Source organism: Rheinheimera hassiensis, from assembly GCF_022436675.1.
Lineage (GTDB): Bacteria > Pseudomonadota > Gammaproteobacteria > Enterobacterales > Alteromonadaceae > Alishewanella > Alishewanella hassiensis.
Map to the genome: position 1 here is coordinate 13013 of NZ_JAKUJZ010000005.1, position 13174 is coordinate 26186.

The window sequence follows — 13174 nt, forward strand, 5'->3', positions numbered from 1 at the left end:
GCGTCTTCAAATATGCACGCCACCGAAGTTACCTTTGCTACTTTTAATGTCAGCATGGAAGCCCAGAATTATTTACCCAGAGGCCAAACCGGCAGCCCTGCTGTGCTGGCAGAGTTACTGCAAACCGATAACCAGCCGCAAATTCGTAATATTGCTAATATTATCCAGTTGGTGCGCCCTGATGTGCTATTGCTGAATGAATTTGACTATATCGCCGATAGTAATAAAGGCATAAAAGCTTTTATTAAAAACTACCTGAACAAACCGCAAGGCACTGCTGAGGCCATTAACTATCCCTACTTCTACTACAACACAGTAAATACCGGCCAACCCAGCCCTTATGATTTAGATAACGATGGTAAAGCAACCGGCATAGGAGCAGACGCCTGGGGCTTTGGTTTTTATCCGGGCCAGTATGGTATGGTGCTGTTGTCGAAATACCCGATAGATATCGCCAAGGTACGCACTTTTCAGCAGTTTAAATGGAAAGATATGCCAGGCTTTATGCCAACCCAAAAAGCCGATGGCAGCCCCTGGTATAGTAAAGATGCCTGGGCAGAGTTTCCGCTTTCATCTAAAAGCCACTGGGATATTCCGCTCAATATTAACGGCAAAGCTGTGCATGTATTAGCCAGCCACCCGACGCCACCGGTATTTGACGGTGAGGAAAACCGTAACGGCATTCGTAACCACGACGAAATACGTCTATGGGCTGATTATTTAACGCCAGAAAAAGCAGCTTATATATACGATGACAACGGCCACAAAGGCGGATTAGCAGAAACCGCCAGCTTTGTGCTGCTGGGCGATCAAAATGCATCGGCTGATAATGAAGGCAATGCCTTAAATAGTGGTATTAATGCGTTATATAACCACCCGCGGGTTAACAGCAGCATGCCACCAGCAAGCAAGGGCGGCGCTGAGCATACGCCTGATAACGCCAAGGCAGCCTATCACACAGCGGAGTGGCGGATGCGAGCTGATTATGTGCTACCGTCAAAAGCAGGTTTTGTGATTAAAGACAGCGGAATATTCTGGCCGGTAAAAGCCGATCCACTTTACCCACTAGTTGGTTCACGTGGAGCCAGCTCGGATCACCGCCTGGTGTGGGTTAAGCTTGCACTCAGCGCTGAGTAATCAGCACTGAGTCTGGCGGGCATCAGAATTTTAATACCAGGTTTTGCACATGTACTGTTACTTCTTCACGGTCATGGTACAAGTGCTTAACCTGCAAGCGGAATTTAATATCTGCATCTGCAAGTCGCTGCTCAAGCTGGGTTAATATATCCGTTACGGTTTCATAGCGTTTTTTCATCGGCAGTTTTAAATTAAACATGGCTTCCTGACACCAGCCATTAATTAACCAATCTCCCATCCGTTCAGCCACCCGCTGCGGCTGCTCAATCATGTCGCAGACAACCCAGTACACATTTTTTTTCTGCGGTTCAAACTTGAAACCATCAACCATTAAATGCTTAACCTGACCGGTTTCCATCAGCGATTCTGCCATAGGGCCATTATCAATAGCCGTTACCATCATGCTGCGCTTTACCAGCTGATAGGTCCAGCCGCCGGGGCTGGCACCAAGATCTACCGCATTTACACCACCCGATAAACGCTTATCCCACTCATGCTTAGGAATAAACTGGATAAAGGCTTCCTCCAGCTTTAATGTACTGCGGCTTGGCGCTTCGTTGGGGAACTTCAGCCGCATAATGCCATTTTCCAGCGGGCTGTTGTTTTCGGGGTACGACAAGCCAACATAACCTTGCTGGCCGGTTAATAAAAACAGGTGCAGTACAGGTGCGCGCTTTTGCTCTTTTGGTAATAACACCCCGGCCTGGCGTAATGACTGGCGCAGTGGCACGGTGAGTTTACGTGCCAGTGTTGATAAGGTTTTACCGTCGTTGGTTTCCGGATACTCAACCCTTATTTCACCACAACCGCTTAACTCTGCACCAAGCACGGTCTCTATTACCGGTGCAATACGATCTGCCGGCGGCAATTCAAGCAACTCAGCCAGCAACAGGCTCCACTGACGGATAAAGATAAACTGCTCAAACGGATAATCGCGGTAAAACTGCGCCAGGCTGTCAGCATCATAAGCTTCAAAAATCACGTAGGCACTGTCAGCGCTTAATTTGCAGTAACCAAATACATTATGCAAAGCAGCTTTGTGCTGAATTTCGGCTACGCATTCTTTTTCAAAACCGGCGCGGCAGTACAGTAATAATTGTTTCATGTTAACTCCGCCGCCAGGCACTTACAGCAAACAGCAGCCAGGCAGCAATAAGCAACTGGCCACCGATAGGCGCCAGTTGTGAATAATAAAACGGCAGTGCAAACACACCTGCCAGTATAGTCCAGACAAAAAACCACAGCCCCAGATGCCAGACAACCGCCACCAGCTTAACCAATTTAGCGTCGGTGCGTTGCTGCCCTATCGCCAGCAACGCCAAAGCATGAAATGCCAGCATCGCAAGGGCGCTTATTGTCCGGGATATAGCCTCTGCATTTAACTGCCCTTGCCATAAATGCATCAGCACTGCACTTAACCCCACTACTGCGCCACCATATAAAGCAGTGACGCTATTACTTAGCTGCCAAAAGTACTTCATCAATATTCCTGCTGCAAAATTGCGCGGCGTCACTAATCAGTTGTTGCTGTGTCAGGCCGCTTTTTACTCTGGGTTTAAAATCATGATCGCCATCTGCCAGCCAGTGTGTTGTTACTTTAGGCCATTGCATGGCGGCCAGTTCGGCTTTAGAGCCAAAAGCATCCCGCTCGCCCTGGGCAATAAATAACGGGCAAGCCAACTGTGCAAAATGCTCTGTGCGCCAGCTTTGCTTTCTCGGCGGGTGAAACGGATAACCAAAGGCAAATATCGCTTTTACGTTACTATGTTGGCTTAGCATACTAGCTACCCGGCCGCCCATCGATTTGCCGCCGATAAATAACGGTAAATCCGTCGGGCAGTTATCCAGCCGGCGGCTGAATTCAGCCAGCAATAGCGGCATTTTATCCGGTAAGCTGCGCTTACCGCTGTCGACATAGCGCTGCATATAAGCAAAGTTAAAGCGCCATACTTCTATATTAAATGCCGCCAGTTGCTGTGACAGCTGCTGCATAAAGCCACTGCTGGCACCAGCGCCGGCACCATGAGCTAACAGTAAGCGGGCTTTGGCTGTTACGACCTTATTAATTAACACGTCAGTCAAGGGCAACCGCATTGGTAAACTGCTGTTCTGCAAAAGCGGCTTGCTCAGCTTCTACCATCGATACCATCCACTGGCGAAACGCAGTAATTTTACCCAGCTCAGTCTGGCTTTCACGGCAAACTAAATAATAAGCATCTTTAGAAATTAGCACATGGTTAAACGGCACTATTAAGCGACCTGAGTTTATATCTGGCCTCGCCAGCACGTTATGCGCCAATGCCACACCCTGGCCATGAATAGCTGCCTGCAACACCATGGAAGAGTGGCTGAAAATAGGCCCCTGATTAACATTAAAATGCTTAAAGCCTTGCGTAGTAAACCAGGCTTTCCAGGCACGGCGCGAACCGTCATGCAGTAAATTGTGATATTGCAAATCAGTGGGCTCTGACAATGGCTTAGTGCTGTTTAATAACAGTGGTGAGCACACCGGCAGTAAGTATTCAGTATGCAATTTATCTGCATGCAAATTGCGCCAGGTGCCACGGCCATAATAAATCGCCACGTCAACGTCATCGGTCAGTGAACCTTCGTCTAAATCCACGGCTTTAATGCGTACATCTATATCCGGGTGTTGTTCACTAAACTGGTTTAACCTTGGCACTAACCACTGAATAGCAAAACTCGGCTGCAGGCTTACAGTTAACGAGCCTTTGGCACCGCGCGCCAACAGTTTTTCGGTAGATTCATGCAGCTGCAAAAATATTTCTTTAATATCCAGAAAATAGCTTTGGCCTTCCTCTGTCAGCAGCAAAGAGCGGTTTTTTCGCATAAACAGCTTAAGGCCAAGATGATCCTCCAACGCTTTAATCTGATGGCTGATAGCGGCTTGGGTCACGTACATTTCTTCTGCCGCCTTGGTAAAACTTAAGTGCCTGGCAGCAGTTTCAAAGGCTTTTAATGCATTAAGCGGGGGCAGACGACGCGCCATGGTATCTCTTAGATTATTAAATCTGATGATTAAAATTTCTAATCCGAATTATAACGCCGTCGTCGCCACTACGCCAGCAACAAGCTAAGCTAAGTTTACTTCTCTACTGGCTTGTAGCCCTCAATTTCAACCTCTTCGCCTTTAAACAGAAAAGCTTCCATTTGTGCTTCTAAAAACTGCCGGTGTTCCGGGTTCATCATATTCAGTTTTTTTTCATTGATAAGCATAATTTGCTTGGCTTGCCACAGCGCAAAAGCTTCTTTGCTGATGCTGTTAAAAATCTTTTTACCCAGCTCGCCAGGATACAGCTGAAAATCCAGCCCGGCTGCTTCTTTGTTTAGATACTCACAAAATACGGTACGGCTCATAGTGGTTTGTCCTTTTTGTCCGGATTTGCAGCTAATAACTGCTGAAACAGTTGTTTTGCCGGTGCCGACAAGCCAACCTGAGGAATGGCATTTATTGTAAACCAAGTCGGTGCAGATTGCTCCTGCACCGCAACAGGGGCATGTTTTAGTTTTACCCGCTTTGGCTGGATCCATAAATGAAAATGGCTGAAAGTATGGCGAAAGCCTGCCAGCTCTTCGCTGCTTTCAACGTCGAGCGCATTTAATGCAATATATTGCTCACGCTCTGCTGCGGAGGCAAACTCAATAAAACCAAACAAGCCGCCCCAAAGGCCAGACGCCGGGCGCTGCGACAATAGCACTTTATCGCCGTGCTGTAACAACAACCAGAAGCTCTGTTTTTCCGGCAGGGCTTTTTTGGCTTTTTTACCAGGATACAATGCATGCTCACCAGCCAGTGCAGCTTGGCACTTTAATTTAAGCGGGCATTCAACACAGCGCGGTTTACTGCGGCTGCACAAAGTAGCGCCAAGATCCATCATTGCCTGATTAAACGCACCTACCCTGTCTTTTGGAGTTAGCTGTTCTGCCAGCTGCCATAACTGCTGCTCTACCTTCTTCTCACCGGGCCAGCCGGATATAGCAGCAAAACGGGCCAACACACGCTTACAGTTACCATCCAAAATAGGATAATGCTGCCCCAGTGCTAAAGATAACACCGCCCCAGCTGTTGAGCGGCCCACGCCCGGCAGCGCCAGCACCTGGTCAAATTCTGTCGGAAAGTCGCCGTTATACTGCGCCGCCATAACCTGCGCCGCTTTATGTAAATTGCGCGCCCGGGCGTAGTAGCCAAGGCCGGTCCATAAATGCAGCACCTCATCAAGTGGCGCCTGCGCCAGAGTATTAATATCGACAAAGCGCGTGGTAAAACGCTGAAAATAAGGAATTACTGTGGCAACCTGGGTTTGCTGCAGCATAACTTCGCTAAGCCAGGTTTTATACGGGCTTTTATTCAGCTGCCACGGTAGTGTTTTGCGCCCGTGCTGCTGATACCAGCTAACCAGCTGATTTGAAAACCAAACTGCATCCTGTTGCGCTAACATAACAGCCCCTGCTTTGAAGATTGCGCGCAGTATAAGCAGCTCTGTTTACCTTGCCAACCATAATCGCGGTTGAGCAAAGCCGCTAATATAAGGATAATACGCGCCGTTAACGATTATGCGGAGCAACAGATGACAGACAGTACCGGCCAGCAGCAAGACGAACAGGCTGAAAACACCACCTATATGCGCAGAATACGCTCCTTTGTGCTGCGTGAAGGCCGGCTGACCAAGGGCCAGCAACATGCGCTGGACACCTACTGGGCCGATTACGGTTTAACCTATCAGAGCCAACCGCTGCAATTGACAGAGGTATTTGGCCGAGATAATGCCAAAGTGCTGGAAATAGGCTTTGGTATGGGCAAATCGCTGGTGCAGATGGCAAAAGAAGCACCGGAAAAAGATTTTATCGGCATTGAAGTGCACCGCCCCGGCGTTGGCGCCTGTTTATCTGAAGCCGTGGCGCAGCAGGTTAATAACCTGAAAGTGTTTGAACACGATGCTGTAGAAGTGCTGGAACACAGCATTGCTGATAACAGCCTGGATACCGTGCAGCTGTTTTTCCCTGATCCCTGGCATAAAAAGCGCCACCATAAACGCCGTATTGTGCAAAGCGATTTTGTGCAACTGTTACGACGTAAGTTAAAACCAGACGGCGTGTTTCATATGGCTACCGACTGGGAAAACTATGCTGAACATATGCTCGAAGTTATGCTGGCAGCAGAAGGCTTTACTAATTTATCTGCCGACAATACCTACGTTGAGCGGCCAGAACACCGGCCGCTGACCAAATTCGAACAACGCGGCCAGCGGTTAGGCCATGGTGTTTGGGATCTGATGTTTAAAAAGGAAAGCTAAATGCTAGCAACAGCCAGTCAACTGGTTTTACGTAACATCAATGATCTTAATGGCAAGGTATTAGTGGTAGAGCCAATGGCTGACAGCCTGGCAACCGAGCTACACCACCTGTCGCCAGAGCTGGAACTAAGCTGCTACAGTACCGATGCTGCAGCAGCAGCCTGCTGGAATCATGACAATGTAACGCTGTATACCGATGTCAGCCCGCAATTTACCGGCACTTTTGACACCGTGGTGCTGTTTTACCCAAAAAGTAAAGAACAGCTTGCCTTTACGCTGGGCCAGCTGAAAAGCGTTATCAGCACTAACACCGAAGTCTTTGTGTGCGGCGACAATAAAGGTGGCATTAAAAGCCTGGCCAGTCATGCCCAAAAGCTGGGGCTCGGTGCCAATAAGCTGGACAATGCCAAACACTGTTTATGGTTTTCATTATTTGGTGATTTTAGCCGCTTAGCCAACGTATCAGACAGTAGTTTTACCATTAACGCAGCGGGTGAAACCCTTACACTGCATTCGCTACCCGGCGTATTTAACCACGGTAAGCTGGATATCGGCACCGCATTGTTACTGGATAACCTGCCAGATGTAAGCCAGGGCAAGGTGCTGGATTTTGCCTGTGGTTGTGGCGTAATTGGTGCGATGTTAAAGCGCAAGCATCCGGCAATTGAGTTGTTTAGCTCCGACATCAGTAGTTTAGCAGTAAAGGCTACAGAGCTGACACTGACAGCAAACAAGCTCAGCGGTACAGTAATAGCCGCCGACGGTTTGCCGGAAATACCCAAGCAGTTTGACTGTATTGTCAGTAACCCGCCATTTCACACGGGTATTAAAACCGACTACAGTATTGTGGATACCTTTATTCGCCAGAGCTCAGCCAGGCTTAGCGCCAATGGCAGCCTGACAATAGTGGCGAACAGCCATCTGGCGTATATGGAGTTACTGCAACAGGCATTTAAAAAGGTTACGCTAAAAGCCAAAGCAAACGGCTTTGCGGTGTACCGGGCTACTAATCAAAGTTAAAGGAATTACCATGCACAAACTGGCTGCTGTGTTAATACTGTTCTGGTTAACACCGGTGATAGCAGCAGACAGTTTGCCCTGCATCCAAAACCCTAACCGGGTAAAAGCCTGCCCTAATCTATTGTACCGCGTTGCACAGTTGCCGCAGATGAGCACACCTGGCGTTGTCTGTATCTGCGCTACTGATTTCGCACATCTGTTACAACAGCCCGCAGATGAAGCTGAAAAAGTGCAACAGAATATGAGCCGGCGCCAGATGGAAGTAATACACGGCGAAAAACTGCAAGCAGTGCTGGATATATTACAGCGCCGCGTTAATTAAGCAGACAGGCTAATCAGGTAGTAGCACTAAACGCTCACTAAAAGCCCCCAGGCTTTCTTCGTGCTGTGGCATTAACACCGGCACCAGAAATAATTCGCCCTGCTGTACCCAGTAAATCGCATTTTGCTGAAATTTTTGCGCCAACTGCAATGCAATGCTTTTATCACATAACACTATCCAGCTTTTTTCCTGAAAACTTAAGTCAGGTGCACTGCCAATAACAGAGCGCGAGGGTAAACGCTGCAAATTTAAATAAGCTTGTAACTCTTTGTCGCGGCGTAAATTAAGATAAGGATGTTCAGTGTTCCCGGCGGGGTTTTGGGCGCTGATAATAGCGAAATCAGCATCACACTTCAGTGCCTGATGACACAGAAAAATACTCGTTTTATAACTTTCCCACAGGCTCATAACCAGACCTAAAAGTAACAAGTGCTTCTACTATAAACTGCTTTACTAAATTTACCAGCGCGGTTTGCTAAATTCCGTTAATGTGCATAACATCAATGCAGACATTGCTCTGCAAGCGAACGATAAATTGGTCGAGATAACTGAATGATTGCAATAGATAAAACCACTTCAATTAAAAATGCATTGATTTGGGTAATTATGCTGATTTGCAGTCTTACGCTGTGTCTGGCCATGATTGTCTCTGCCACACAGGATGTTAAATTACAGCGTAAAAAGCTGGTATCGCAGCTCGAAGGTTATATCAGCATTATTGCATTTAACGCCAGCAGCAGCATTTTACAGGACAACGCTGACATAGAGGAAAACCGCTTAAGCTCATTTGCCGCGGTTAATATTTTGCACAATGTGCATATTTATAAAAAGCAACCCGACAGCGATGCGCTGAGTTTTTTTGCCAGCTACAACCGGCGCGATATCGGCCCTTACCCGGTGCAATTTGACCGCATACAACAATTCGTTAAACCGGTTATCAGCAGTAATTATATAGAGTTAACCAAACCGATTAGTTACGACGGCAACCTGCTGGGCTATGTTTATGTTCGGGCCAGCCAGGAAGAACTCAGCTCTTACATTCAAACGCGGATCCTGCTTGATATTCTAATCGCCCTGGTTGCGCTAATCAGTGCCTTTTTTATCAGCTCGCGTTTGCAGCGCCGTTTTACCGCCCCGATAGAAACCTTACTTAGCGTGGTGCAAAAGGTAGCCAAAGAGAAAAACTATCAAATTCGTGCACCTGTAGCCCCTATCAAAGAATACAATATGCTCAGCCGCGCCTTTAACACCATGCTGGACAGAATTGAACAACAAATTAGTAAGTTACAGCAGGCCGAGCAAGAAAACCGCCAGCTAACTCTTAGCCTTGAGCAAAAAATAGGCCAGCGCACTGAAGCATTAAAAACGTCAAACCAGGAACTGCTAAATACACTGGCAACACTGCACCAGTATCAAAACCAGATTGTTGAAACCGAAAAAATGGCCAGTCTCGGCCAGATGGTGGCGGGCGTGGCCCATGAAGTAAACACACCTATTGGCCTGGGCGTGACAGCATCAACCCTGATGCAGGACAAGCTGACCGATATCCAAAAAGCCTTTGAAGAAAAAAAGCTCACGTCATCGCAACTGGCAAAATTTTTATCAGAAAGCAAAGAGAACCTCGGCATTATTTACCGCAATATGGAGCGAGCTGCCAGCCTGATTTCCAGCTTTAAACGGGTTGCGGTCGATCAGTCCAACGAGAACCGCCGCCAGTTCAATATGCTGCAACTTATTAATGAAGTATTGCTGTCACTGCGGCCAAACCTGAAAAAAACCCAGCATCAGATGATAGTAGATTGCCCGGCAGAACTGGAACTGGACAGCAAACCCGGCCCGATTAATCAAATTTTGATCAATCTGATCATGAACAGCCTGATCCACGCTTTCGAGCACATAGAGCAAGGCGAAATGCATATTAGCGTTAAAACTAAAGATAACCGCTGCTTTTTGGAATATAGCGACAATGGTGCCGGTGTACCGGAATCGATTAAAAAGCGCATTTTCGATCCCTTTGTCACCACTAAACGTGGTGAAGGTGGTAGTGGCCTTGGTCTACATTTGGTTTATAACCTGGTTACTCAGGCCCTTAACGGCAAAATTCAGCTGGAAAGCACCCTGGGTGCCGGTATTCAAATCCAGATAGACTTCCCTGTTATCGTAAAAAACACCCGCTCAGTGGCGAAATAAACTGCAATAACCGATGCTACTTTGGTCGAATGGAACATTAGCTGCGACTAATTGTTAACAAAAGAACTTGTTAACAATTGGACAGATGGTTATAATTGCGTATTATTTGACAAATCGACGTCATCTATAAAACGCTTAAGCATTATAAATTTCACAAAATTCACATAAGGTTTAACTCCAATGCAAACACCTGTGATTCTCATAGTTGAAGACGAAGAAGTAACCCGTTTAAATCTGGTTAGCCTGTTTCAGGGAGAGGGCTATGATGTTATCGAGGCTGTAAACGGCGAGGAGATGAACCAGAAGCTTACTGAAAATCAGGTAAATCTGGTCGTCATGGATATTAACCTGCCAGGTAAAAATGGTCTGATCCTGGCCCGCGAGCTGCGTCAGCGCGAAAATATCGGTTTAATTTTCCTGACTGGCCGTGACAGCGAAGTTGACCGTATTCTGGGCCTGGAAATTGGTGCAGATGATTACCTGACCAAACCGTTTAACCCGCGTGAGCTGACGATCCGTGCCCGTAACCTGTTAAGCCGCACTGTGGCTCAGCCGGTGGTTGAAGAGCATAAAAGCATCGTTAAATTTAATGGCTGGACGCTGGATGAAAACAGCCGCAACCTGACTTCACCAAAAGGCGTTGCCCGCCGTTTACCCAAAGGTGAATACCGTGCCTTACGTTTAATGCTGGATACTCCGGGTAAAATCTTCACCCGCGAGCAGTTAATCCGCCATATGACTGGCCGTGATTTACGCCCGAACGACCGTACTGTAGATGTAACAATCCGCCGTATTCGTAAGCATTTTGAATCTGATGTTGAAAGCCCAGAGTTAATCAGCACCATCCATGGTGAAGGCTACCGCTTCGTTGGCAAGCTGGAAAAGTAAGCCGTTAAGCGTTTTCAATGTACTCAGACAGAGCAGCCAGGTGCTGCTCTGTTTTTAGATGAAAATCAACCAACTGCCGCTCTAACCCCTGCCAGTTTATTTGTTCCTGCTCCATCCGTTTAGCTTGCTGTTGCACCCATAACAAACCAACAGATGCGGCGGCGCCTTTTAACTTATGTGCAGCTTCCTGAAAATCTTTCTCTTGCCGTTGCACCGCGGTTTCCATCAGTTTATTCATATAGCCGGGTAATAGCTGGGCAAACAGCTGGGCACTGCGCTTCATGGCGTCTTTACCCAACGATTGAATATAATCATTCAGGGTGGCGACATCCAGAATCTGCTGTTCATTACTCACAGTGGCCGGTTTTACCTGTTGCAACCGCACGGCGCTGGGCGAAAATAAACGCGCCAGCATTAAATCCAGCTTAGTGGTGTTGATAGGTTTAGCCAGGGCACCGTCAACGTGCACACCGTCCAGTTGCTGTTCGGCTTTACGCACATTGGCACTTAACACCACTATTGGCAATGCTGATAAATGTTCTTCATCGCGAATATAGCGGGCTATTTGCTCACCGCCCATATCGGGCAATTGCATATCCAGCAACACCAGATCAATATCATCTTCGGTTTCAAGTAAGGCGATGGCATCTTCACCTGTTTCAGCATGAATAACACTATGGCCACGTTGTTCCAGCAGCCCTATGGCAATTTCGGCATTAAGTGGTACATCTTCAATTAACAGTATCGTCAGCTCAGGGCAGCTTATTGCCTGCTGCTGTTCCTGCTGCAGTAATTCTGTTGGCAATAACACCGCAAAGCTACTGCCCTTACCCACTTCACTGCTAACACTGATATTGCCCTGCATGGCTTCAACCAGCGCCCGCGAAACGGATAAGCCTATACCAGAGCCGATAATACTTAAGCGCCGGCCATCATTAGATTTGTAGTACATATCAAAGATGCGGTCCTGCTCCTGAGCAGCGATGCCAATACCGGTATCTTCGATAGTAAAATACAGCTGGTTATCCACTGCATCAAGCTTGCAGTAAAGGCTGACAGAGCCAGAAGCGGTAAATTTCACCGCATTATTAAGCAAATTCCACAGTACCTGGCGCAGCCGGGTTGGATCGAGCCGTAAATATACATCCAGCTCACCTTCACAGCTTAACTCGAATTGCAGGCCTTTTTGCTGACACAGCAACTCGGCAAAATTGGCGATGTCGTTAATAAACTGACGTAACGATACGCTATGGTAAACAATGTCGAGATCCTGCCGGTCAATTTTGTCCAGATCGATAATATCGTTAAAAATATTACCCAGTGTTTCAGCGCTGCTGAAAATGGTATTGGCCCAACCATGTTGCTGCTTGCTGAGTTTACTCTCCAGCAAACGCCGGCTTAAACCCACAATGCCGTTTAGCGGTGTTCTGAGTTCATGGCTTAACGTAGCAATAAACTTACCCTTATCCAGATAAGCTTTTTCCAGCGCCTGCTCGGCCAGTTTGCGCGAAGTAATGTCCCGGCCAAACCCCAGCAAACCGATATAACGGCCATAGCGGTCATAAAATGGCACTTTACGCATTTCAAACCACAGCACCTGGCCGTCGTCTTTGACAAATTCTACGTCTAATGTCAGCTCGGAAGGCTGCTGTATATTAGTTTCATGCTCGGTGAGAATAGCGGCCTGAGCGCTGTCATCAGTGTAAATTTCTGCCGGGTAATGCCCTATCAACTCCCGGGCAGACTTGCCCATAATAGCTTCAAACATTTTATTACAGCTGGCAAAACGGCCGGTTTCGTCGCGGTAGTAAAATAAATCGGGCGAGCTATCAACGATAGAGCGGATCAGCAGGCTTTGCTCTTCCAGTTCAATCTGCGCCTTTTTGCGTTCGGCAATTTCTTTTCGCAGTTCATCTATTGCCCGGCGCTTGGCCTGAAAGGCTTTTTTACGCTCTTCAATCTCAAAATTCAGTTGGCGGATATTGTCTTGCATACCTTCATTGAGTAAACGCTCCTGATGAGCAGAATCAATCAGATACGACAAAGCCGCATCCAAATGCAGTACCAGATAAAAAACAGAGCTGATAAACACCGGCCCCAGCGCTAGGGTAAATAACAGTGCGCCATTTAGCAGGGTAAAATCTATTTGATTATGCAATACCAGCTCAAGGCCAATGCTGAATAACACAGCAAAGACAAGCAGTAACAGCTGGCAAAACAAAGCCAGCTGAAACTTACCCCATTTACGGATCCAGGCAGCAAATATCCTGACGTGTGGATGAACCGGACCTTGCATCAGGCT

The 13174-nt window shown here is 47.4% G+C and carries 14 protein-coding genes; 6 read left to right on the plus strand and 8 right to left on the minus strand.

Translation table 11 applies throughout. The features are described from left to right. Positions 1-12 precede the first annotated feature (12 nt). On the plus strand, positions 13-1137 hold the full coding sequence (locus tag MJX74_RS11235) for an endonuclease/exonuclease/phosphatase family protein (RefSeq protein WP_240222945.1): 1125 nt from the start codon (positions 13-15) through the stop codon (positions 1135-1137). A 22-nt stretch (positions 1138-1159) separates the two neighbouring features. Here MJX74_RS11235 and rlmM read toward each other — a convergent pair whose 3' ends face one another. The 6 genes from rlmM to mutY all read right to left on the minus strand — a co-directional run bounded on the left by rlmM (position 1160) and on the right by mutY (position 5597). After that, the gene (gene rlmM / locus MJX74_RS11240; protein ID WP_240222947.1) at positions 1160-2242 is read right to left on the minus strand and encodes a 23S rRNA (cytidine(2498)-2'-O)-methyltransferase RlmM; all 1083 of its coding nucleotides are present in this window, start codon (positions 2240-2242) and stop codon (positions 1160-1162) included. A gap of 1 nt (position 2243) precedes the next feature. Beyond that, positions 2244-2618 carry a DUF423 domain-containing protein gene (locus tag MJX74_RS11245; RefSeq protein ID WP_240222948.1) on the minus strand — a complete coding sequence of 125 codons (375 nt, stop codon included), beginning with the start codon at positions 2616-2618 and terminating at the stop codon, positions 2244-2246. After that, the gene (locus tag MJX74_RS11250; protein WP_240222949.1) at positions 2593-3231 is read right to left on the minus strand and encodes an alpha/beta family hydrolase; all 639 of its coding nucleotides are present in this window, start codon (positions 3229-3231) and stop codon (positions 2593-2595) included. The genes MJX74_RS11245 and MJX74_RS11250 overlap by 26 nt, the downstream gene beginning before the upstream one ends. After that, positions 3212-4147, minus strand: coding sequence for a transcriptional regulator GcvA (locus MJX74_RS11255; RefSeq protein ID WP_068232145.1), 936 nt, complete (start codon positions 4145-4147; stop codon positions 3212-3214). The genes MJX74_RS11250 and MJX74_RS11255 overlap by 20 nt, the downstream gene beginning before the upstream one ends. Positions 4148-4242: 95 nt before the next feature. Beyond that, complete coding sequence (locus MJX74_RS11260; protein WP_240222950.1) at positions 4243-4515, minus strand: oxidative damage protection protein; 273 nt, start codon at positions 4513-4515, stop codon at positions 4243-4245. Continuing rightward, positions 4512-5597: an A/G-specific adenine glycosylase gene (gene mutY, locus MJX74_RS11265; RefSeq protein WP_240222951.1), complete on the minus strand. Its 1086-nt coding sequence runs from the start codon at positions 5595-5597 to the stop codon at positions 4512-4514. Before mutY ends, MJX74_RS11260 begins: the two co-directional genes overlap by 4 nt. A 129-nt stretch (positions 5598-5726) precedes the next feature. On the opposite strand from mutY, the gene trmB reads away from it, so the two are divergent. From trmB to MJX74_RS11280, 3 genes are read left to right on the plus strand one after another with little or no spacing between them, the layout of a single operon-like run. After that, positions 5727-6452, plus strand: a complete 726-nt coding sequence (gene trmB / locus MJX74_RS11270; RefSeq protein ID WP_240222952.1) for a tRNA (guanosine(46)-N7)-methyltransferase TrmB — start codon at positions 5727-5729, stop codon at positions 6450-6452. Beyond that, positions 6453-7472 (plus strand): methyltransferase, encoded by a 1020-nt coding sequence (locus tag MJX74_RS11275; RefSeq protein ID WP_240222953.1) that lies wholly within the window; start codon positions 6453-6455, stop codon positions 7470-7472. Positions 7473-7482: 10 nt separating this feature from the next. Continuing rightward, positions 7483-7794 carry a hypothetical protein gene (locus MJX74_RS11280; RefSeq protein WP_240222954.1) on the plus strand — a complete coding sequence of 104 codons (312 nt, stop codon included), beginning with the start codon at positions 7483-7485 and terminating at the stop codon, positions 7792-7794. A 9-nt stretch (positions 7795-7803) separates the two neighbouring features. Here the strand turns inward: MJX74_RS11280 and MJX74_RS11285 are convergent, their stop codons facing one another. After that, positions 7804-8202 carry a DUF3293 domain-containing protein gene (locus MJX74_RS11285; RefSeq protein ID WP_240222955.1) on the minus strand — a complete coding sequence of 133 codons (399 nt, stop codon included), beginning with the start codon at positions 8200-8202 and terminating at the stop codon, positions 7804-7806. Between the two features lie 144 nt (positions 8203-8346). Between MJX74_RS11285 and MJX74_RS11290 the strand changes: the two genes are divergently transcribed. Beyond that, complete coding sequence (locus tag MJX74_RS11290) at positions 8347-9984, plus strand: ATP-binding protein (RefSeq protein WP_240222956.1); 1638 nt, start codon at positions 8347-8349, stop codon at positions 9982-9984. Between the two features lie 180 nt (positions 9985-10164). Further along, positions 10165-10872 carry a two-component system response regulator ArcA gene (gene arcA, locus MJX74_RS11295; RefSeq protein WP_240222957.1) on the plus strand — a complete coding sequence of 236 codons (708 nt, stop codon included), beginning with the start codon at positions 10165-10167 and terminating at the stop codon, positions 10870-10872. 4 nt (positions 10873-10876) lie between these two features. Here the strand turns inward: arcA and MJX74_RS11300 are convergent, their stop codons facing one another. Next, on the minus strand, positions 10877-13168 hold the full coding sequence (locus MJX74_RS11300; protein ID WP_240222958.1) for an ATP-binding protein: 2292 nt from the start codon (positions 13166-13168) through the stop codon (positions 10877-10879). Between the last annotated feature and the right edge of the window lie 6 nt (positions 13169-13174).